Genomic DNA, 21,021 nt, shown 5'->3' with positions numbered 1-21,021 from the left:
ATTAACTTCTTCGCTTGTTTCACTATCACATAAAACGCGTTTGGCGTTGTATGGTTAAGCCTCACGGGTAATTAGTACAAGTTAGCTTAATGGCTCACACCACTTCCACATCTTGCCTATCAACGTTGTAGTCTTCAACGGCCCTTCAGAGACTTTAAAAGTCTAGTGAGAACTCATCTCGAGGCCTGCTTCGCGCTTAGATGCTTTCAGCGCTTATCAGTTCCGAACGTAGCTACCGGGCAATGCCATTGGCATGACAACCCGAACACCAGCGGTTCGTTCACTCCGGTCCTCTCGTACTAGGAGCAACCCCTCTCAATTCTCAAACGCCCACGGCAGATAGGGACCGAACTGTCTCACGACGTTCTAAACCCAGCTCGCGTACCACTTTAAATGGCGAACAGCCATACCCTTGGGACCGACTTCAGCCCCAGGATGTGATGAGCCGACATCGAGGTGCCAAACACCGCCGTCGATATGAACTCTTGGGCGGTATCAGCCTGTTATCCCCGGAGTACCTTTTATCCGTTGAGCGATGGCCCTTCCATTCAGAACCACCGGATCACTATGACCTACTTTCGTACCTGCTCGACGTGTCTGTCTCGCAGTTAAGCTGGCTTCTACCATTACACTAACCGTACGATGTCCGACCGTACTTAGCCAACCTTCGTGCTCCTCCGTTACTCTTTGGGAGGAGACCGCCCCAGTCAAACTACCCACCAGGCACTGTCCGTAACCCCGATTCAGGGGCCAACGTTAGAACATCAAAACTACAAGGGTGGTATTTCAAGGACGACTCCACAAAAACTAGCGTCTCTGCTTCTAAGTCTCCCACCTATCCTACACATGTAGGTTCAATGTTCAGTGCCAAGCTGTAGTAAAGGTTCACGGGGTCTTTCCGTCTAGCCGCGGGTACACAGCATCTTCACTGCGATTTCAATTTCACTGAGTCTCGGGTGGAGACAGCGTGGCCATGGTTACACCATTCGTGCAGGTCGGAACTTACCCGACAAGGAATTTCGCTACCTTAGGACCGTTATAGTTACGGCCGCCGTTTACCGGGGCTTCGATCAAGAGCTTCTCCGAAGATAACCCCATCAATTAACCTTCCGGCACCGGGCAGGTGTCACACCGTATACGTCATCTTGCGATTTTGCACAGTGCTGTGTTTTTAATAAACAGTCCCAGCCACCTGGTCACTGCGGCTCCAATCAGCTTAGAGAGCAAGTCTCATCACCAATCGGAGCGTACCTTCTCCCGAAGTTACGGTACGATTTTGCCTAGTTCCTTCACCCGAGTTCTCTCAAGCGCCTTAGTATTCTCTACCTGACCACCTGTGTCGGTTTGGGGTACGATTCGGTATAATCTGAAGCTTAGAGGCTTTTCCTGGAAGTATGGCATCAGCAACTTCATCACCTTGGTGACTCGTCTCGTGTCTCAGCCTAACAGTAACCCGGATTTACCTAAGTCACTAGCCTACACACTTTCACATGGACTACCATCGCCATGCTTGCTTAGCCTGCTCCGTCCCCCCATCGCAATTATACCAAGTACGGAAATATTAATCCGTTTCCCATCGACTACGCCTTTCGGCCTCGCCTTAGGGGTCGACTTACCCTACCCTGATTAACATGGGATAGGAACCCTTGGTCTTCCGGCGTGCGGGTTTTTCACCCGCATTATCGTTACTCATGTCAGCATTCGCACTTCTGATACGTCCAGCATACCTCCCGGTACACCTTCAACCGCTTACAGAACGCTCCCCTACCACTCAGAATAAATTCTGAATCCGCAGCTTCGGTGCATAGTTTAGCCCCGTTACATCTTCCGCGCAGACCGACTCGACCAGTGAGCTATTACGCTTTCTTTAAAGGATGGCTGCTTCTAAGCCAACCTCCTGGCTGTCTGGGCCTTTCCACATCGTTTCCCACTTAACTATGACTTTGGGACCTTAGCTGGCGGTCTGGGTTGTTTCCCTCTTCACGACGGACGTTAGCACCCGCCGTGTGTCTCCCGGATATTACTTTACGGTATTCGGAGTTTGCAAAGGGTTGGTAAGTCGGGATGACCCCCTAGCCTTAACAGTGCTCTACCCCCGTAAGTATTCGTCCGAGGCTCTACCTAAATAGATTTCGGGGAGAACCAGCTATCTCCCGGTTTGATTAGCCTTTCACTCCTAACCACAGGTCATCCCCTAACTTTTCAACGTTAGTGGGTTCGGTCCTCCAGTTGATGTTACTCAACCTTCAACCTGCCCATGGCTAGATCACCGGGTTTCGGGTCTATACCTTGCAACTATTCGCCCAGTTAAGACTCGGTTTCCCTACGGCTACCCTAATCGGTTAACCTCGCTACAAAATATAAGTCGCTGACCCATTATACAAAAGGTACGCAGTCACCTAACAAGTAGGCTCCTACTGCTTGTACGTACACGGTTTCAGGTTCTATTTCACTCCCCTCACAGGGGTTCTTTTCGCCTTTCCCTCACGGTACTGGTTCACTATCGGTCAGTTGGGAGTATTTAGCCTTAGATGATGGTCCACCTATATTCAGTCAAAGTTTCACGTGCTCCGACCTACTCGATTTCACTTAAAATGCATTTTCATGTACGGGACTATCACCCTGTATCGTGGCACTTTCCAGAGCCTTCCATTAACACATAATAAGCTTAAGGGCTGTTCCGATTTCGCTCGCCGCTACTTTCGGAATCTCGGTTGATTTCTTTTCCTACGGGTACTTAGATGTTTCAGTTCTCCGCGTTCGCTTCGTTAACCTATGTATTCAGTTAACGATACCTGCAAGCAGGTGGGTTTCCCCATTCGGAAATCCTAGTCTCAAGTGCTTTTTACTAGCTTGACTAGGCTTATCGCAAGTTAATACGTCCTTCATCGCCTCCAACTGCCAAGGCATCCACCGTGTACGCTTAGTCACTTAACCATACAACCCAAACGGGTCTTTGTTTCGTGACAGTTTAACTTCGCCAGAAGTTAATATTGAATACTAAAGTAGATACCAATTAATCCGAAGATTAAATTGGCACTGAATGATACTGCTATCATTCTTTTTTACTTTTGAAAACTCTGTACAAATAACAATGTTATTCATACGAATTTTATTATCAGCTTTTCCAAATTTTTAAAGAGCATATTAATTAGTTAAGCCAGTGGCTTAGCTAACTAACAATCATCTGTGTGGACACTACGAACAAATAAGTTCTAAATCGTATAAGGAGGTGATCCAGCCCCAGGTTCCCCTAGGGCTACCTTGTTACGACTTCACCCCAGTCATGAATCACTCCGTGGTAAACGTCCTCCCGAGGGTTAGACTATCTACTTCTGGAGCAACCCACTCCCATGGTGTGACGGGCGGTGTGTACAAGGCCCGGGAACGTATTCACCGCGTCATTCTGATACGCGATTACTAGCGATTCCGACTTCATGGAGTCGAGTTGCAGACTCCAATCCGGACTACGACGCACTTTAAGTGATTCGCTTACTCTCGCGAGTTCGCAGCACTCTGTATGCGCCATTGTAGCACGTGTGTAGCCCTACACGTAAGGGCCATGATGACTTGACGTCGTCCCCACCTTCCTCCGGTTTATCACCGGCAGTCTCCTTAGAGTTCTCAGCATTACCTGCTAGCAACTAAGGATAGGGGTTGCGCTCGTTGCGGGACTTAACCCAACATCTCACAACACGAGCTGACGACAGCCATGCAGCACCTGTATCAGAGTTCCCGAAGGCACCAAACCATCTCTGGTAAGTTCTCTGTATGTCAAGTGTAGGTAAGGTTCTTCGCGTTGCATCGAATTAAACCACATGCTCCACCGCTTGTGCGGGCCCCCGTCAATTCATTTGAGTTTTAACCTTGCGGCCGTACTCCCCAGGCGGTCTACTTAATGCGTTAGCTTTGAAAAACAGAACCGAGGCTCCGAGCTTCTAGTAGACATCGTTTACGGCGTGGACTACCAGGGTATCTAATCCTGTTTGCTCCCCACGCTTTCGTACATGAGCGTCAGTGTTGACCCAGGTGGCTGCCTTCGCCATCGGTATTCCTTCAGATCTCTACGCATTTCACCGCTACACCTGAAATTCTACCACCCTCTATCACACTCTAGTTTGCCAGTTCGAAATGCAGTTCCCAGGTTGAGCCCGGGGCTTTCACATCTCGCTTAACAAACCGCCTGCGTACGCTTTACGCCCAGTAATTCCGATTAACGCTCGCACCCTCCGTATTACCGCGGCTGCTGGCACGGAGTTAGCCGGTGCTTCTTCTGTCAGTAACGTCACAGCTAGCAGGTATTAACTACTAACCTTTCCTCCTGACTGAAAGTGCTTTACAACCCGAAGGCCTTCTTCACACACGCGGCATGGCTGCATCAGGCTTGCGCCCATTGTGCAATATTCCCCACTGCTGCCTCCCGTAGGAGTCTGGGCCGTGTCTCAGTCCCAGTGTGGCTGATCATCCTCTCAAACCAGCTAGGGATCGTCGCCTTGGTGAGCCATTACCTCACCAACTAGCTAATCCCACTTGGGCCAATCTAAAGGCGAGAGCCGAAGCCCCCTTTGGTCCGTAGACATTATGCGGTATTAGCAGTCGTTTCCAACTGTTGTCCCCCACCTCAAGGCATGTTCCCAAGCATTACTCACCCGTCCGCCGCTCGTCAGCAAAGTAGCAAGCTACTTTCTGTTACCGCTCGACTTGCATGTGTTAGGCCTGCCGCCAGCGTTCAATCTGAGCCATGATCAAACTCTTCAATTAAAAAGTTTTATGTCTTTCGACAGCTCAATGAATTCTGAATTTATTTAATATCTTTCGATATTGAATTGACTGTGCTGCAATTCTTTTCTTAAGTAAAACCTAAGTAAGTTATTGCTGTTGGTCACTCAGTTTAAATTGAGACTCTAAATTTGTTTGCCTCACTACCTAAGTAGCTTGGCTGTTAGAACTCAATCTGTACGAGTGCCCACACAGATGATTGCTTTATATTGTTAAAGAACGTTGCGATTAAAGCGTTAAACTTTATCTCGCTAGGGCTGCGCATGTTACGCTTTCCTATTTTTTTGTCAACACTTAATTTTGTTAAACTTGAAAGTTTTCAGAACTAAGTTTTACTCAACTCACTGAGTAGCTCGTGCCTCGCTATGCGTTGCGCTCTGCCGTCTCAGTGGGGTCGCATTATAGGGAGATCCGAAAACAGATCAACCCTTTTTTGCAGAAAACTTGAAATAAATGACTGTTCGTTGGATATTTAGACTAAACGCTCATTTTAACCACTAAAAACTGCGCAAAAGTAGGTTTAACTAGCTAACTTTAAGTTTCCAACCGCATTTTTTCTGATACTTAATCTCTTGATTTAGCTCACTTGCCATCAACGGGTGGTTTTTTAACCAATTATTTTCAAATTGAATCGCTAACTCTTCATTCTCAGCTGTTATCTTGAAGTTTGGCAACACGTCATCTTGTCGGCGCATCGATAAAATAACAGCAATACGTAATAGTCGAACAATATACGCAGCAACACTACTATGTGCACCTAAATGATCTAAGCATCCTTTTTGAAGGTCTGAGCGATGGCTATGTGCTATAGCAACAATTACTTTATGCTCTGATTGCGAAAAACCAGGCATGTCGGTATTTTCTAAAATATAAGCGGTATGTTTATGGTACTGCTTATACTCTATTAATAAACCTATTTCATGCAGCTGCGCGACGGCATTTAAAAGCGGCAATCCACTTTGCGCTTCAATAGACCAATACTGACTGACTTCATTAGCTAGCAGTAATGCTAAACTTGCTACTCGAGATGCTTGCTTTTGATCAACATGATAACGATTCATAAAACCATCAATAGTACGTTGACGAATGTCGGTATTATGAAGCTCCGGTAGCATGCTATATAAAACACCTTCACGAAGAGCACCGCCCGCTAACCCCATTTGTTCTATTTCAAGAGACTCAAATAGTGCAATTAAAATAGCCAGCCCAGATACAAACACTAACCGTCGCTCTTCACTTAACCCAGGCAAGTCGAGTTCAGCTATTGTTTTATAAGCTATGGATTGTTGTTTGATGCTGTATAGCTTTTCAAGGGTGAGCATTTCATTTAAATGTTGCGCCACCATAATTTCTTGAATAGCTTGCACTGTTCCTGATGCACCAGAAGCAAGCTGCCAACCAGCCGTTTTATATTCAGGTGCTATTTCATCAATAACATTTCGCGCTGCTTTTATCGCAGCATTAAAGTTTGCTTCATTTAACTGACAATCTTTAAAGTAGCGTTCGAGGAAGGTCACACAGCCGATATTGAGACTTTTATAGTGACGTGCTTCAAAACCTTGGCCAATAACAACCTCGGTACTCGCCCCACCAATATCAATAACCAGCTGTTTGCCAGTACATGAAGAGGTATGCGCAACCCCTTTATAAATAGTTCGCGCTTCTAGCTCGCCACTAATAACATTAACTTTATGCCCTAATATTTCTTCAGCTCGTAGTTTAAAGTCGTCGGCGTTGGTTGCTAAGCGAAGTGTTGCAGTGGCAACAATGGTGATGTTTTGCGTGGGAATATCTTGCAACCGCTCCGCAAACAAGGCTAAACACTCCCAGCCTCGTTGCATAGCCTCTAAGCTCAATAAATTATTATCATCAAGCCCAGCTGCGAGTCTTACTTTACGTTTGACGCGCCCTATTGTTTGCAGGCCGCCCGCCATTGATTTAGCAATAAGCATATGAAAGCTATTTGAGCCTAAATCAATGACTGCATATACATTTTTTTGCGGTTTAAGTTGCCCCACCGTTCAAAAACCTCTAGTTACAAATACGATCAAACTAACGGTCGGTTAAGACCGTCCTTTTTGGTAACCATTATTTGGGCGACGTCCGTTGTTATTACTACGATTACGTGGACCAGTGGAAAAATTACGCTTTCTATGAATAGTCGGCTTAGTTAAGTCATCTAGCAATGCACTCTTATCGTAATGCGATAGTGGAATGCTGTGCTCAATGTATTCTTCAATTTCATGAAGGTTATAAGCATACTGCTCACACGCAAAACTAATTGCATGACCTGAAGCGCCTGCACGAGCTGTACGACCAATACGGTGAACGTAATCTTCGCAATCATCAGGTAAGTCAAAATTAAATACATGACTTACTTCTGGAATATGCAAACCACGTGCAGCAACATCGGTAGCTACTAAAAAGTCTAGTTCGCCTTTACTAAATTGCGCGAGTATTGACTGACGTTTCTTTTGGTTAACATCACCGGTGAGCATGCCCACGCGATGTCCGTCTGCTTTTAACCATGCGTATACGGTTTCACAGCTATGCTTAGTATTTGCAAAAACAATGGCTTTCTCAGGCCATTCTTCTTCAATCAAGGTTAACAACAGCTTAATTTTATCTTCTTGTGAAGGATGAAATAGCTCTTCTTGAATACGTTTACCTGTTTTTACATCGGGCTCTATTTGCACATGTTCAGGATTAGTCATGTGTTCAAATGCAAGCTCTTGTACTCGGTACGACAGCGTAGCAGAAAATAATAAGTTTAAACGCTCTGACGTATCTGGCATACGACGGAACATATAACGAATATCTTTAATGAAGCCTAAATCGAACATACGATCGGCTTCATCTAGCACGACTACCTCAATTTCATTAAGGGTGTAACAGCCTTGCTTATATAAATCGATTAGGCGACCTGTGGTGCCAATTAAAATATCAACGCCTTTTTCTAGTTGTGCACGTTGTTTTTCGTAATCTTCGCCACCATATACTAAACCTAAGTTAAGATTACAGTGCGGCGCTAAAATTTTTGCATCTTTGTGTATCTGAATCGCAAGCTCCCGAGTCGGGGCCATGATCAGGGCTCTTGGATGTTTACTAGGTGCTTTGCTAGATTGTAATAACCGGTGGCACGTGGCAGTTAAAAACGCCAACGTTTTGCCTGTACCTGTTTGTGCTTGGCCCGCAATATCGCGTCCTTCACAAATAAAAGGTAGGCATTTAGCTTGAATGGGTGTGCAATATTCAAACCCACTTTCGGTTAACCCGGCAACCACTTCCGGTGCAATAGCAAAGTCTGAAAACTTTTTATCGGTCAAATGTGTCTTAGTCATAGCGTTTAAGCATAACGTTTAAACTTGCAATAAGAAACAAGAGTGTTTAAATACGCACTAAATATTTCGCCTAACTAAACCGGAGAGCGCAATGAGCGAGAAAATAATCCAAATTACCGACGATAGCTTTGAAGCTGACGTATTACAATCAGACAAACCTGTACTAGTAGACTTTTGGGCAGAATGGTGCGGACCGTGTAAAATGATCGCCCCAATTCTAAGCGAAGTTGCTGATGAATTTGATGGCCGTGTAACGATCACTAAATTAAACATTGACCAAAATGCAGGTACACCACCTAAGTTTGGTATTCGTGGTATCCCTACACTACTACTTTTCAAAGACGGCCAAGTAGCTGCCACTAAAGTAGGCGCACTATCAAAAACACAATTAGTTGAGTTTTTAGAAAACAACATCTAAGTGTTAATTAAAAAAAGGGCTCTCGGCCCTTTTTTTAAATTTATTTTGCAGAAGTACTGGACGCTGCTGTAATGACCTGCTAGTTTATAAAGCCAACTAATCCTTAGTTATATTCAACAAACCTCACTCAACGATCTAATAAAGCGATTTTGAGTATGACAACTGTAATAAAGAACCCACCAATATGCATTTACGCGAATTAAAAGACAAGTCTATAAAAGAGCTTGTAAACCAAGCTGAGTCCATGGGGCTCGAAAACGTAGCCCGCTTGAGAAAGCAAGATATCATTTTTGCTATTCTTAAATCCCACGCCAAAGGCGGAGAAAATATCTTCGGTGGTGGTGTTTTAGAAATCTTGCAAGATGGTTTTGGCTTTTTAAGATCATCAGAAGCTTCTTACTTAGCAGGCCCAGATGATATTTATGTATCTCCGAGTCAAATTCGCCGCTTTAGTATGCGTACTGGCGACTCTATTTCAGGTCTTATTCGTCCACCAAAAGACGGTGAGCGTTACTTTGCTCTACTGAAAGTAAACGAAGTTAACTTTGATAAACCTGAAAACTCTCGCACTAAAATCCTTTTTGAAAACCTAACCCCACTTCATGCAAACGAACGTTTTCGTATGGAACGTGGTAACGGCAGTAAAGAAGATATTACCGCACGAGTTCTTGATTTAGCATCACCAATTGGCCGCGGCCAACGTGGTTTATTAGTAGCACCGCCAAAAGCGGGTAAAACAATGTTGCTACAAAATATTGCGCAATCAATCACACATAACCATCCTGACGTTACATTAATGGTTTTACTTATTGATGAACGCCCGGAAGAAGTTACTGAGATGCAACGCCTAGTAAAAGGCGAAGTTATTGCATCAACATTCGATGAGCCAGCTTCTCGCCACGTACAAGTTGCAGAAATGGTTATCGAAAAAGCAAAGCGTTTAGTTGAGCACAAGAAAGACGTTGTTATTTTACTTGATTCAATCACACGTCTAGCACGTGCATATAACACGGTTATTCCATCATCAGGTAAAGTACTAACCGGTGGTGTTGATGCTAACGCGCTTCATAAACCTAAGCGCTTCTTTGGTGCTGCACGTAACGTTGAAGAAGGCGGTAGCTTAACAATTATTGCGACTGCGCTTATTGATACTGGCTCTAAAATGGATGAAGTTATCTACGAAGAGTTTAAAGGTACGGGTAACATGGAACTTCACCTTAACCGTAAGATTGCGGAAAGACGTGTTTTCCCAGCAATCGACTTTAACCGCTCAGGTACACGTCGTGAAGAATTACTTACTAAGCCTGATGAGCTACAAAAGCTGTGGATTTTACGTAAGATAGTCCATGACATGTCAGAAATTGACGCCATGGAATTTTTAATTGATAAGCTATCGATGAGTAAAACCAACGATGAGTTTTTTGATTCGATGAAACGTCAGTAACCTGAACACTGGTTAAATAAACGTTTTTAAATAAAAAAGACACCAAATGGTGTCTTTTTTGTTTTCAGAGTAAATTAATTTATTCGTATTGTTTAAACAGTGCCTGTAAGTTATTTACTAATATAGTTAGCTTTTGTGTATTAAGTTGTGGCTGAAGCAATTCATCGTCTAGCGCTTTCGCAGCTATGGCTATCTCTTTAAACTCGAACATTTGTGCCGCCCCTAATACTCGGTGACTATCTTTTTGCAGCGCCTGATAATCTGCATCTTTAAAATGCTGCTCAACAAGCTCGCTTTCTTCGGCTAAACTCTGTTGAAAGCTCGTCACTAAATCACTCATATCAACATGATTTTTTTCAGTTGATGTCTCAGTATTTGCAGCATTTAAGTATTTTGCTAGTACAGTATAAAAAGACTCTTTATCAATTGGCTTTGCTAAATAGTCACTAAAGCCAAGCGATAAATAATGATCAATTTCATGGCTCATAGCATTGGCCGTCAATGCTAAGATCGGTTGTTCATAGCCACATTGTTTGAGTAGTTCAAACGCTGAAATACCATCCATAACCGGCATTTGAATATCTAACAGCACTAAATCTGGGTACAGCTTTAAACTTTGTTCTACTGCTTGCTCACCGTTTTCAACGGCAATCACTTCCAGCCCAAGAGAATGTAAATAACGAGTGATCAGTTTACGGTTATCACTGTGATCCTCAGCAAGTACTACCTTACCAGATAATAACCGCTCCCCGTCACCCGACTTAGCTTGCTGATCGTTGTAACACTTTTGTTCTTCAACTTGTACACAGGGCAAATAAAATGAAAACTCACTGCCTTTTTTAAACTCACTCTGCACACTAATGTAGCCACCCATCATCGCCGCTAATTGCTGCGACAAGCTCAAGCCCAACCCAGTGCCACCAAAACGTCGACTAATACTGTTATCGGCTTGGCTAAAACATTCAAAAATAAGTTTAAGTTGAGATGAGCTCATGCCAATCCCAGTGTCTCTAATCGAAAAAAGTAACCCTTGCTCCGTTTTACTAACACCAATAGTTACTTGCCCTTTATGAGTAAACTTAATGGCATTGGCACATAAATTAATAAGAATTTGTTTTACTCGCGTTAAATCTAATCGTGTAAAATAGGATTTATCTAACTGGCACTCTAGAACTAACGACAAACCTTTCGCTTTAGTTTGAGGAGAAAACATAGCGTGAATATCGTTGATAAGTTGCACGATATCAAAACAGCTAATATTAAGTTCTAACCGATTGGCTTCGATCTTACTTAAATCCAACACATCATTAATCAAGCTTTTTAAATGCTCACTTTGACGCTGTATTACTCTAAGCTCATCTTGTAACTGCTCAGGCTTGTATAGACCACTGATAAGATCATCAGTTTGTGCCAAAATCGCAGTTAACGGTGTTCTAATTTCATGACTTATATTCGCTAAGAACTGACTTTTCACCTCGTTAGCTTCACGCAGCTCTTGTGCCACACTTTGTAGCTCTTTAGTGCGCTGTTCAACTTGCTCAGTTAACTTTAGCTTGGCTTGTTTTTCTGTGCGGCGTTTATAAACAGCAATTACCGTAATTAAAATCAATATGGCAACAATCACCAATAAAAACGTTAGCTGTGAACGCTTAGCTATTTGCAATTCTTGTAAGTATTGTTGTTGTTTTAATTGCTTAATTTCCTGGTTTAGCTGATTTGATTCAAACTGAATTTGAAATTGACTAACCGCTTTTGAGGCTTCTTCGGTATTAACACTACGTTGATAATCAACATACTGTTGATGCAAACTTAAGGCTTTTTCATAATCCCCTAAGCTCGCGTTTATCAGTGCCTCAATTCCTAAGCCATCTTTAATACGCATGCCATTATTATACTCTTTGGCAAGGGTAATTGAGCGCTCTGAGGTTTGCTTAGCACTTTGCGTATCACCTTGTACAAATTGAACAATTGACAACACGTGTAACGCTGCCGCTAATAAAGACTTATTATCCGCTTCTATTGCGTATTGTTGGCCCGCATTAGCATGATAAAAGGCAACATCAAATTTATTTAATTTAAGATTGATGGTGGCTAAATTTGTATGTTTGGTAGAAAGTTGAAACGCGTTATTAACGCTTTGATAGTAACGTAAAGCCAACTGATTATAATGCAGTGCTAATTGGTACTGTCTCGATTCTGTGTACGCTACCCCCATATTACCGTATGCTTGGGCAACACCATCTTCATCGCCAAGTTCTTGAAAAACTTTTAAAACCTCACGGTACATTTCAAGAGCTGATTCATATCGAGAGAGACGAATATAAATACCGGCAATATTATGTAATATATCGGCTTTATCTTGCGCACTCCCCTCTTTTTCATAAATGACTTTGGCTTGCTGATAATAATCAAGAGCCAGCTCCATGTTATACATATCAAAGTAAGCAAGCCCAATATTACTGAGTAAATTTGCCTGTTTTATCGGGTTTTTAAGCGTGATAGCGATGTTTAACGCGCGGTTATAATCAACCACTGCTTGTTGCACTAGCCCTTGATAATAAAGCATAACTCCTTGCATTTTAATCGCACGAAAGTAAAGCTTAGGCTGATCTTTTAGCGTACTACTGATCTCTAGCAATTTAAAATATTTGAGTGCATTCGCTAAATCACTCTGCGCAAACGCCAACTCAGCTAAATCACTATAAATAGTAATGCGTTGTAAATTTGGAACATCAGGGTTCGATAAGATATCGGTTGCAAGGCGATGCTTTTCAGGCCATGTTTGTTCAAGGTTAAACTGCTCAAACAAACTTGGCTGCTCATTTGATAAAGCGTCATTTGGTGCACTACTTAAAACAGCCAAAAGGCCAATAAAGCAGATGCGCTTTAACTGAGTCAGCATAAAAATATCCTTAAATCCTTGCTAGCTATAACAAAATGACACCCAAACCAAGTATAAACATCTAATTTAAACCAATTCAAAACAGGCACTCACGCCCACTCCTTGGGGTTTCATGTTATTTGGGTATATGATAATTTATCCAAGATACACTAATTAATAGATTGTAAACAATGCTTAACCCTCTGATAGATGAGATTTTTGAACTATTAATCAATAAAAAAGTGTGGATGGTTCATACTTTAGCATCTGAGTTAAAACAACGTGGGTTTCTTGATACGTTAGCTACCGAGCCTGAGCGCGACCTATTTAAGCGCAATTTTTTAATTATGAATGCGCTTTATCAGCTACAACAGCAATTAATGCCAAAACAGCAATTACTCGTTAAAAGCTTACATATTGAACTAGTAAACAATCCCAGTTACAACCAACTACACCCTAACGACCCACTGCGTGACTATTACTTAAACTGGCAAAATTTTGAGACATCTACAGCTGAAGTCAATGCGTTATTAGATAGCTTTTGGCAACAATTTAGTCGGCCTGCCCATCGCGAAATTCCGCTGAACAATGAGCAACAAAAACAATTGTTGGCACGTTGGCAATTAACCCCGCCAGTCACATTAAAGGCATTACAAAAACGCTGGCGACAACTTGCTGTACAGCATCATCCAGATAAACAAGGGGGTGATAATGAGGTGTTTAAACAATTAAAAATAGAGTATGAGCAACTCAAGGCGAGTTGCTCATCTTAAAATGTAAAACTAGCGTGTCAGTCGACGAGCACGAATTTTACGTCCTTTTATATTGCCTTCGGTTAATTTGCGTAACGCTGGCTTAGATGAATTACGCTCTACCGCAACAAACGCCACGTTATCAAGCACGTTAATTTTGCCAACTTGGCGCCCAGCAACACCGTCTTTTCCAGTTAGTGCGCCTAAGATATCACCCGCGCGCACTTTTTGCTTTTTGCCTGCATCTATCATCAGCGTCACCATTTCAGGTTTGTATGGCGGCTTATCTAATAGGTTATATGATGGCATTGGCTCAGGAGTAAAGTCACGCTCGTAATGGTCACCAATTTGAGCCACTTTAAATTGCTCTGCTTCACCGTAAATAGAACACGCAATCCCTTTTTTACCTGCTCGTCCTGTACGACCAACACGATGTACATGGGTTTGTGGATCGTGAGCTAAGTGATAGTTAATCACCATATCCATGTCATCAATATCTAAGCCTCGCGCCGCTACATCAGTAGCCACTAAAATAGACGCACTTTTGTTGGCAAAATGAATCAATGTGCGCTCACGGTCACGCTGCTCTAAATCACCATGCAGTGCCACCGCACTAAAGCCTTCATCAGCTAAGTCATCACATACTTGCTGTGTTTCAACCTTAGTATTACAAAACACCACACAGCTTTGCGGGGTAAATTTAAGAAGTAGTAGCTTAAGCGTTGGATAGCGCTGTTTATTATTATCCATTTTGTAGAAATATTGCTTAATCGTGCTTTTTTCTTGCTGCTCTTCTACTTTAATCATTTCTGGATTACTAAGTACACGCTTAGCAATCGCTTCGATTGATTTTGGAAAAGTAGCGCTAAATAACAACGTTTGACGATTTGTTGGAATGCGCTCAATTATGGCATCAAGTGTGTCTTGAAAGCCCATATCAAGCATTTGATCGGCTTCATCTAGTACCAGGGTTTCAACATCATCTAAACGCAATGTACCTTTACGAATATGATCGTCAACTCGTCCCGGTGTACCCACAATAATATGTGCACCATGTTCGAGCGAGCCAATTTGTGGGCCAATTGAAACTCCGCCACACAAAGTTAAAATCTTAATGTTATGAATACCGCGCGCTAGTTTACGCATCTCAACCGCCACTTGCTCTGCAAGCTCGCGAGTTGGGCACAATACTAACGACTGAATACGAAAGCGTTTTACATTCAGTTTGGCTAAAACGCCCAAACTAAATGCCGCTGTTTTACCTGAACCCGTTTTTGCTTGGGCAATAATATCTTTGCCACTTAAAACAGGCGGAAGGCTTTGCGCCTGTACAGGCGTCATTTGGGTGTAGCCAAGTGTCGATAAGTTATCGACTAACCCTGAAGGTAAGGCCAACGATGAAAAAGCAGTTGCAGTCACAGTAAATTCCATAGCAAAAAATAACTTGAGAAAAGTCTCAATAAATATGCTGCTAATAATAGCAGAATTAACAATTGGCAACCATTAACAACGCACGATTAAAAGCGCAAATAAAGATATTGCAAATGATAGTTATTTTCATTAAGATCTGCGACGTTTTACTATTCTAATAATCCTAAGCCGGAAGCTACTAATGAAACTTAACCCTCTTTTTATCGCACTTTTAGCCAGCACCTCTGCAAATGCACTTGCCAACACCGCAAATATAGAACGTATTGAAGTTAAAGGCAGTTACTTCAACGACTACAAAGTAGATAATGCCAGTGGTGCAATGAGAACCTCTACCTCATTACTCGATACCGCACAGTCAGTCACTGTTATTACAGACACCATAGTTAATGAACAACTAGCAACAACCTTAGGTGAAGTGCTAAGTAATGACGCGAGTTTAACGCCGGGCTCTAAACAACGAAACAGAGAAGTGTTTAACTTACGTGGTTTTGAATTAAGTTCATCAACCGGCTACCTGCGTGATGGCCACCAGCATTGGTCTCATTACCAGCAACCCATTGAGATTTTAGAGCAAGTAGAAGTTATTAAAGGCCCTTCAAGTATTTTATACGGGCAATCAGGGCCTGGCGGCCTAGTGAATATGGTAACCAAAAAACCGACTGCGCAAACGTTATTTAATGCCAGTGCCGATGTTGATCAGCATGGTTCAACTCGCTTTATGCTTGATGCTGGCGGCGCACTTACCGAGGCTGAAGATCTACGTGCCCGCGGTGTATTAGTAAAACAAGATGTTGAATACTGGCGAGAATACCAAAACGGTGATAACCGTGAACGCGATCGCTTTTTAGGTGCCTTAGTGGTTGATTACGATATTAGCGATAACGCCTTAGTGCGCGTGCATTATGATCGCACTGATGACGAAGCTGGCTTAGATACTGGCGCTTGGATAGATAATGATGCCAACATTATTGGCGATGACAAAACAATTCGTGATATGTCATGGGCCTTTACCGATATTACTGTTGAAAACATGGGTATTGATTTTAAGGTATTTTTAACCGACAACTGGCAGGTAAATTTAGGCTACAACGAGCAAACGTTTGAACGTCAGCGCTTTGAGTCAGCACCACGTAAGCCAAGTGACTTTATCGAAGGTGATAGTTACCAGTCACGTCCTTACGATCGCTTTGATGATTGGCAGTTTAAAACTGCTTTTATTGACTTCATTGGCGAATTTGAAACCTTGGGTGTGCATCATCAATTACTTGTAGGCGCTAACTCACTGGATTATTACTACGGCCAATTACGTACATCTGCTGATACGATTAATTTTTCTGCCGGTCAAAATGAGCCTAATCGCCCTAATATAAGTTACAAGTCAGATGACACTATTAGCTCGTCTGCTTACGACTATTACGGGATTTATATCCAAGACTTAATTTCATTCTCACCAGAATGGCAAGTATCGCTAGGTGGTCGTTACGATAAACAAAGTAAAGAAAACAGCAATAACGAATCGTTCGTACCTAAGGTTGGCGTACTTTACCATCCTCATGCCTCTGCAACTGTTTATGCAAGTTACTCAGAAGGGTTTGAGCCACAAAACGAAACATTGGTAAATACAAGTGATGTTAATAATGGCATGAAGCTCGATGCTATTACCTCTGAGCAAAAGGAAGTTGGGGTAAAATGGCAACTGTTTGATGACCGATTAATGCTTAGCGGTGCCTTATTTGATATTAGCAAAACAGGTACCTTAGTGAGCGAAGATCTTATTAACCCTATCGGTGACATAACCAGCATCACCACACAGGCAGGTGAGCAACGCCATAAAGGCTTTGAGCTTGCAGCTCAAGGTGCCGCTACTGACCGTTTATTTGTTATGGCATCAACCATGTATTTAGATGCTAACTATGAACGCGATGAAAAATTAGAAGGCAAACGCCCTACTGATGCTCCAAAATGGTCTGCCTCTTTATGGACACGTTATGAACTCAACGACGCTATTGCTTTTAATGCCGGTGCGTTTTACGAAGGAGAACGTTTTGCCGATAACGCTAACACCGTAACAAAAGAGGGGTATACGCGTGTTGATATTGGCGCAACCTACAAGCTTAACTTAAGTAACAAAGATATTAACTTACGTTTAAACATTGAGAACTTATTTGATAAAAACTACCTAGCCGGTGGCGGTTTAAATAACGTTACCGTAGGTGAAGGCACAAGCGTGCGTTTAGCCGCACAATTTAGCTTCTAAGCTCATTCTTTATAAAGCCCATATTAAAAAGTATGGGCTATATAAACTAATCCTTTATGACATAATTACTTACAGTTTGCTGCTTTACTAATTTATCACTTGCTCTAAAGTTGTAAATTAACAAGGAGCCTTATTATGTTGCTTTTCAATACTAGCCAGTCATTTCCTCATTTTACACACGTTCAGTGCTGCCCTGGCTGCAACAGCAACAGCTATCACTTAGTTAATCAAAGCCGCTTTTTACGCTTTACCATTTTTCCTATATTTCCGATAAAGTTAAGTTATAAACGCGAGTGCTATCAATGCGGACATAGTGAGGCTATCAATATTAAAACGTTACCTCTGCTTGAAAAGCTTAGCCTACCAAAATACTGCGTTGGATTAATTTTATTACTATGGGGGCTGTTATTTTTTTACCAAAAGCATCTCAACACTGAAATACTAAAACAAAGCTATTTAACCTCCCCAAAAGCTTATGATACCTATTTAGTTAAAGCCGATAAATTCACTCACGAACCATGGACACTCACTAATTTAAAAGTTGCGCAAGTGCTAAGCTTTGATGAGCAATTTATAACGTTTCAAGTAAGTAATTACAGCTATAAACGCAGTAGCGCCATTACCGCAGCGATGCGTGCAAGTTTATTAGTACAAAGAGATTATTTTTCTTCTCAAACTATTACTCTGCCTCGTAATGAAATAAAACGTTTATACGAAGATGACATTATATTTGACGTACTACGCCCACAAGCATATTCGCTTTATGGCGGGTTTGTAATGTTTCCACCTAAACCTAAGCCTCTTTATAAAGGCTTAAAGCTCGATGAGAATAATCAGCAAGGGATTATTTACTATAAAGATAAGCAATATAACGAAGCGCTTGAAAGCTTTAAGCTGGCAGCAAACTCAGGCTCACAATGGGGTCAACTAAATCTTGCTCAAATGTATCGTGATGGACAAGGTACAAAAAAGAACATTCAGCAGGCGATTTATTGGTATAAAAAAGCCATTGCTCAAGGTAATAGCAAAGCTAAAGACGAACTTGAGCAACTATGCAAAACAACTCAGTGCGAATAAAGTAAAGTAGCGTTACCACCGCTACTTATTTGCTTTAAATAACTTAATATAAGCGACATGCGCAATCACAAGAACCAAACCAGCACCTATTCCTAACAGTCCGTCAAATACTAAAGGGGCTAGTATTTCTCCTGTGCTACCAGCAACCGACTGCGCATAATGAGTTACATCCACTTGGGTATGATGCAAAAGCTCAATTGCGTGTACTAAAATTCCACCACCCACTAAAAACATTGCCACTGTGCCCGCAAAGGCTAAAAACTGCATTAACCGTGGGGCTGCAGCTAATAAGGCTTTACCGAGTAATTCTTTAAACTTACTTGCGGAGAGTTTAGATTGATTAAGTAAATATAAGCCCGCATCATCAAGCTTTACAATCCCTGCTACCAGTCCATAAACACCAATTGTCATAATGATGGCAATCACACTCAATACCAGCGCCTGGTTTATTAATGTCGCCCCTGCGACCGTGCCTAATGTAATAACAATAATTTCGGCGGAAAGAATATAATACGAAAAGTTTAAAAATAGAACACTTTTTCTTTAAACTTTATTTTCTTATCCTATAATTAAATTGTGATTTTTTTATAGTGGTATATTAATGGCAAAGAAAAAGGCTAACAGGGTTACAGCAACTTCAGCTCAAAATAATTCTATTATTGCACAGCTTCAAATTAAAGGTGGTGATGGTCTGCCTGATTACAACCGCTACTATACATGCAATCATTTTCGCTTTTTCTTTGAATATGTGCGTTCAGAGTCTGATGTCCTGACTGACAAAATAAATATAGGAACAAGAGATAGCACATACAAGATACTTAGTGACGGGAAGAAAATCGTTGGTATTGAAATAGCTAAAACATTCTGTCGTTTAATCATTCAGTATTTCAATACTAATAAGCCTGTTAGTGCAAAAAGCTTCAACTCTACTTGCGAGTCACTATTTAATTACATTGCTCAAAATGAAACTGGAGCCGCAACCTTTGAAGACATTTCATTTTCAACCTATGTCAATTTTGTTTTGAGCGCCCCAAATGATGTGTCTGCATATACGAGAAAACAATTTCTTAAAAAACTACTAGTATTTCATCCCCACAGTAAGACATTCAACTTTTCGTCAGTAACTTATGCAAGTAGAGAAAGTCAACCGATTGAGAGTGTTGACTTCGATAGTTTAGTAGATGAGAAAGATTATTCCGATAGGGTCATGATGCAGATTTTGACTTACGTTTTTTATGAACTGGAAGTTTGGAAGAAACGTTATGAGCAAATGCTAAAAGTATCTGAACAGTCTCTTGGTGAAAACTATGTCAGTAGCTACTCAGCTAAGAACCACGTATTGCGAAGATTGCTAACGAGCGGAAAGGATGGACACGACAAGCTTTTTTTAAACTATCTGCTTCAAGTAAAAGCACAACGAGCTGGAATTGAAATAACACGCCACTCAATTCAAACCCACAAAATTCGTAAAGTGGTAAGCACGGACTCGTATAGAGACGTTGGAGGGTTAGAGCTTTTTGAAAAATATTCAAATTATCTCCACCGTAAGTTATGGGCCTATTATTTAAATGCTGAAAAACCCAATTATCATAACTACTTGTATTTTAAAACAGATCATTTAGCCATCACGCTTGCCCTTTACTTAATGATTTCCACTGGAAAGAACCAAGAATCAATTCTGAGTATTAAGCGCAATTATAATGGTCAAGCTTGGTTTAAAAACTTTGATGTAAATCTTGGCATTGATGAAGATACTCCAACTGCTCAAAAAGAAATCCGCGTAGTAGGCTACAAAAGTAGAGGGGTAACAGGTAAAAAACCTATACCAATCAGAATACCAATCAATTCACCTATTTTCGAATACATGAAACTCTATGATGACATTGTAAATGAGCCTGATAGAGAAAATTTTTTTTCATGTAATATTAATGGACTGACCAAATTTTATGACAAGTTTTGTGCATCATTTGAAATATTGGGCGATGACGATCAGCCTCTAATTACGATTCAAACCACTAGACTACGTAAAACTTTTGCGGGTCACCTTCTTATGCAACTGGTCGAGGATGTTGAATCTTCTAATGACTTAGTTAGTAAAATGAGAACAGCTTTAAATCATCAAAAATTCGATACTACTTTGTTTTCATACATTTTGAAAACAGGAATGGGTAATCAGGTTATAAACACAGCTATCGTTGCTTTGACTACCGATATGCTTCAGAAGGCAATGAAATTCCAAGGAACTATTCGCGAAGATCAGGAGCGTTCTGCTAAAAATAAAGAAGTATATCTCTGTGATTGTACTGATAATTCAAAACCTACCCATAACCTACCGATAGCAGATAAATGTAAGAAGTATGACATGTGCCTAGGCTGTGAAAGAGCAGAAGTATATGCTTTGCACCTACCTAATATATGTTATCGAGTCATGCAACTAGAAAAAGTTGCAACTGAAAGTCCACTAACATTCAGTGGTTTACTTGAAGACAGAAGGCAAATCGCATTAGACACGATAAATAAATTCAGTAGTCAACATAGCCGAGGGGTAGAGATTGTAGAACATGCATATTTTGAGGCGTCTAAAGCAATGAAAGATGGTCGCCCTCTACTCCCGCCAATTATACAATTCCAATAAGGATAT

The 21,021-nt window shown here is 41.6% G+C and carries 10 protein-coding genes, 2 rRNA genes and 1 pseudogene; 6 read left to right on the top strand and 7 right to left on the bottom strand.

What is annotated here, in order from left to right:
* Positions 1–50 precede the first annotated feature (50 nt).
* The 4 genes from B1F84_RS00710 to rhlB all read right to left on the bottom strand — a co-directional run bounded on the left by B1F84_RS00710 (position 51) and on the right by rhlB (position 8,120).
* Positions 51–2,937: ribosomal RNA gene (locus tag B1F84_RS00710) — 23S ribosomal RNA — on the bottom strand.
* A gap of 288 nt (positions 2,938–3,225) precedes the next feature.
* A 16S ribosomal RNA gene (locus B1F84_RS00705) occupies positions 3,226–4,761 on the bottom strand.
* Together the 16S and 23S rRNA genes form the textbook arrangement of a ribosomal RNA operon.
* A 542-nt stretch (positions 4,762–5,303) precedes the next feature.
* Positions 5,304–6,797 (bottom strand): guanosine-5'-triphosphate,3'-diphosphate diphosphatase, encoded by a 1,494-nt coding sequence (gene gppA, locus B1F84_RS00700; protein WP_076919920.1) that lies wholly within the window; start codon positions 6,795–6,797, stop codon positions 5,304–5,306.
* Between the two features lie 45 nt (positions 6,798–6,842).
* A complete protein-coding gene (rhlB, locus tag B1F84_RS00695; RefSeq protein ID WP_010392673.1) occupies positions 6,843–8,120 on the bottom strand; it encodes an ATP-dependent RNA helicase RhlB in 1,278 nt (425 codons plus the stop codon).
* A gap of 91 nt (positions 8,121–8,211) precedes the next feature.
* Between rhlB and trxA the strand changes: the two genes are divergently transcribed.
* Together trxA and rho are read left to right on the top strand one after the other, a co-directional pair.
* Positions 8,212–8,538, top strand: a complete 327-nt coding sequence (trxA, locus tag B1F84_RS00690) for a thioredoxin TrxA (RefSeq protein WP_008109071.1) — start codon at positions 8,212–8,214, stop codon at positions 8,536–8,538.
* A 184-nt stretch (positions 8,539–8,722) separates the two neighbouring features.
* The gene (rho, locus tag B1F84_RS00685) at positions 8,723–9,982 is read left to right on the top strand and encodes a transcription termination factor Rho (RefSeq protein ID WP_008109069.1); all 1,260 of its coding nucleotides are present in this window, start codon (positions 8,723–8,725) and stop codon (positions 9,980–9,982) included.
* Positions 9,983–10,061: 79 nt separating this feature from the next.
* Here rho and B1F84_RS00680 read toward each other — a convergent pair whose 3' ends face one another.
* The gene (locus B1F84_RS00680) at positions 10,062–12,884 is read right to left on the bottom strand and encodes a tetratricopeptide repeat protein (protein WP_076919921.1); all 2,823 of its coding nucleotides are present in this window, start codon (positions 12,882–12,884) and stop codon (positions 10,062–10,064) included.
* A 170-nt stretch (positions 12,885–13,054) separates the two neighbouring features.
* Here B1F84_RS00680 and B1F84_RS00675 point away from each other — a divergent pair, with 170 nt between their 5' ends.
* Positions 13,055–13,636, top strand: a complete 582-nt coding sequence (locus tag B1F84_RS00675) for a DNA-J related domain-containing protein (protein WP_008109066.1) — start codon at positions 13,055–13,057, stop codon at positions 13,634–13,636.
* Between the two features lie 9 nt (positions 13,637–13,645).
* On the opposite strand, the gene dbpA is transcribed toward B1F84_RS00675, so the two are convergent.
* Complete coding sequence (gene dbpA / locus B1F84_RS00670) at positions 13,646–15,034, bottom strand: ATP-dependent RNA helicase DbpA (protein WP_036934556.1); 1,389 nt, start codon at positions 15,032–15,034, stop codon at positions 13,646–13,648.
* 193 nt (positions 15,035–15,227) lie between these two features.
* Here dbpA and B1F84_RS00665 point away from each other — a divergent pair, with 193 nt between their 5' ends.
* Positions 15,228–17,303 (top strand): TonB-dependent receptor, encoded by a 2,076-nt coding sequence (locus tag B1F84_RS00665; protein WP_131690287.1) that lies wholly within the window; start codon positions 15,228–15,230, stop codon positions 17,301–17,303.
* Positions 17,304–17,438: 135 nt separating this feature from the next.
* Entirely contained in the window at positions 17,439–18,380 is a 942-nt protein-coding gene (locus B1F84_RS00660; protein WP_131690286.1) for a tetratricopeptide repeat protein, read from the top strand.
* Positions 18,381–18,401: 21 nt separating this feature from the next.
* On the opposite strand, the pseudogene B1F84_RS00655 reads toward B1F84_RS00660, so the two are convergent.
* A pseudogene (locus tag B1F84_RS00655) lies at positions 18,402–18,890 on the bottom strand (DUF808 family protein); the annotation flags it as partial.
* 91 nt (positions 18,891–18,981) lie between these two features.
* Here B1F84_RS00655 and B1F84_RS00650 point away from each other — a divergent pair.
* On the top strand, positions 18,982–21,015 hold the full coding sequence (locus B1F84_RS00650; protein WP_131690285.1) for a hypothetical protein: 2,034 nt from the start codon (positions 18,982–18,984) through the stop codon (positions 21,013–21,015).
* Positions 21,016–21,021 lie beyond the last annotated feature (6 nt).

Origin of the sequence: Pseudoalteromonas sp. DL-6 (genome assembly GCF_004328665.1) — a bacterium.
Lineage (GTDB): Bacteria > Pseudomonadota > Gammaproteobacteria > Enterobacterales > Alteromonadaceae > Pseudoalteromonas.
The sequence above is the reverse complement of the archived record's forward strand: the minus strand, read 5'-3'. Positions and strand labels throughout refer to the sequence as shown.

Excerpts from the sequence above, each read along its gene's own strand:
- B1F84_RS00680 (WP_076919921.1), bottom strand. The coding sequence starts at position 12,884 with ATGCTGACTCAGTTAAAGCGCATCTGCTTTATTGGCCTTTTGGCTGTT.
- rho (WP_008109069.1), top strand. The coding sequence starts at position 8,723 with ATGCATTTACGCGAATTAAAAGACAAGTCTATAAAAGAGCTTGTAAAC.
- B1F84_RS00665 (WP_131690287.1), top strand. The coding sequence starts at position 15,228 with ATGAAACTTAACCCTCTTTTTATCGCACTTTTAGCCAGCACCTCTGCA.
- B1F84_RS00675 (WP_008109066.1), top strand. The coding sequence starts at position 13,055 with ATGCTTAACCCTCTGATAGATGAGATTTTTGAACTATTAATCAATAAA.
- rhlB (WP_010392673.1), bottom strand. The coding sequence starts at position 8,120 with ATGACTAAGACACATTTGACCGATAAAAAGTTTTCAGACTTTGCTATT.
- B1F84_RS00660 (WP_131690286.1), top strand. The coding sequence starts at position 17,439 with ATGTTGCTTTTCAATACTAGCCAGTCATTTCCTCATTTTACACACGTT.
- trxA (WP_008109071.1), top strand. The coding sequence starts at position 8,212 with ATGAGCGAGAAAATAATCCAAATTACCGACGATAGCTTTGAAGCTGAC.
- B1F84_RS00650 (WP_131690285.1), top strand. The coding sequence starts at position 18,982 with ATGGCAAAGAAAAAGGCTAACAGGGTTACAGCAACTTCAGCTCAAAAT.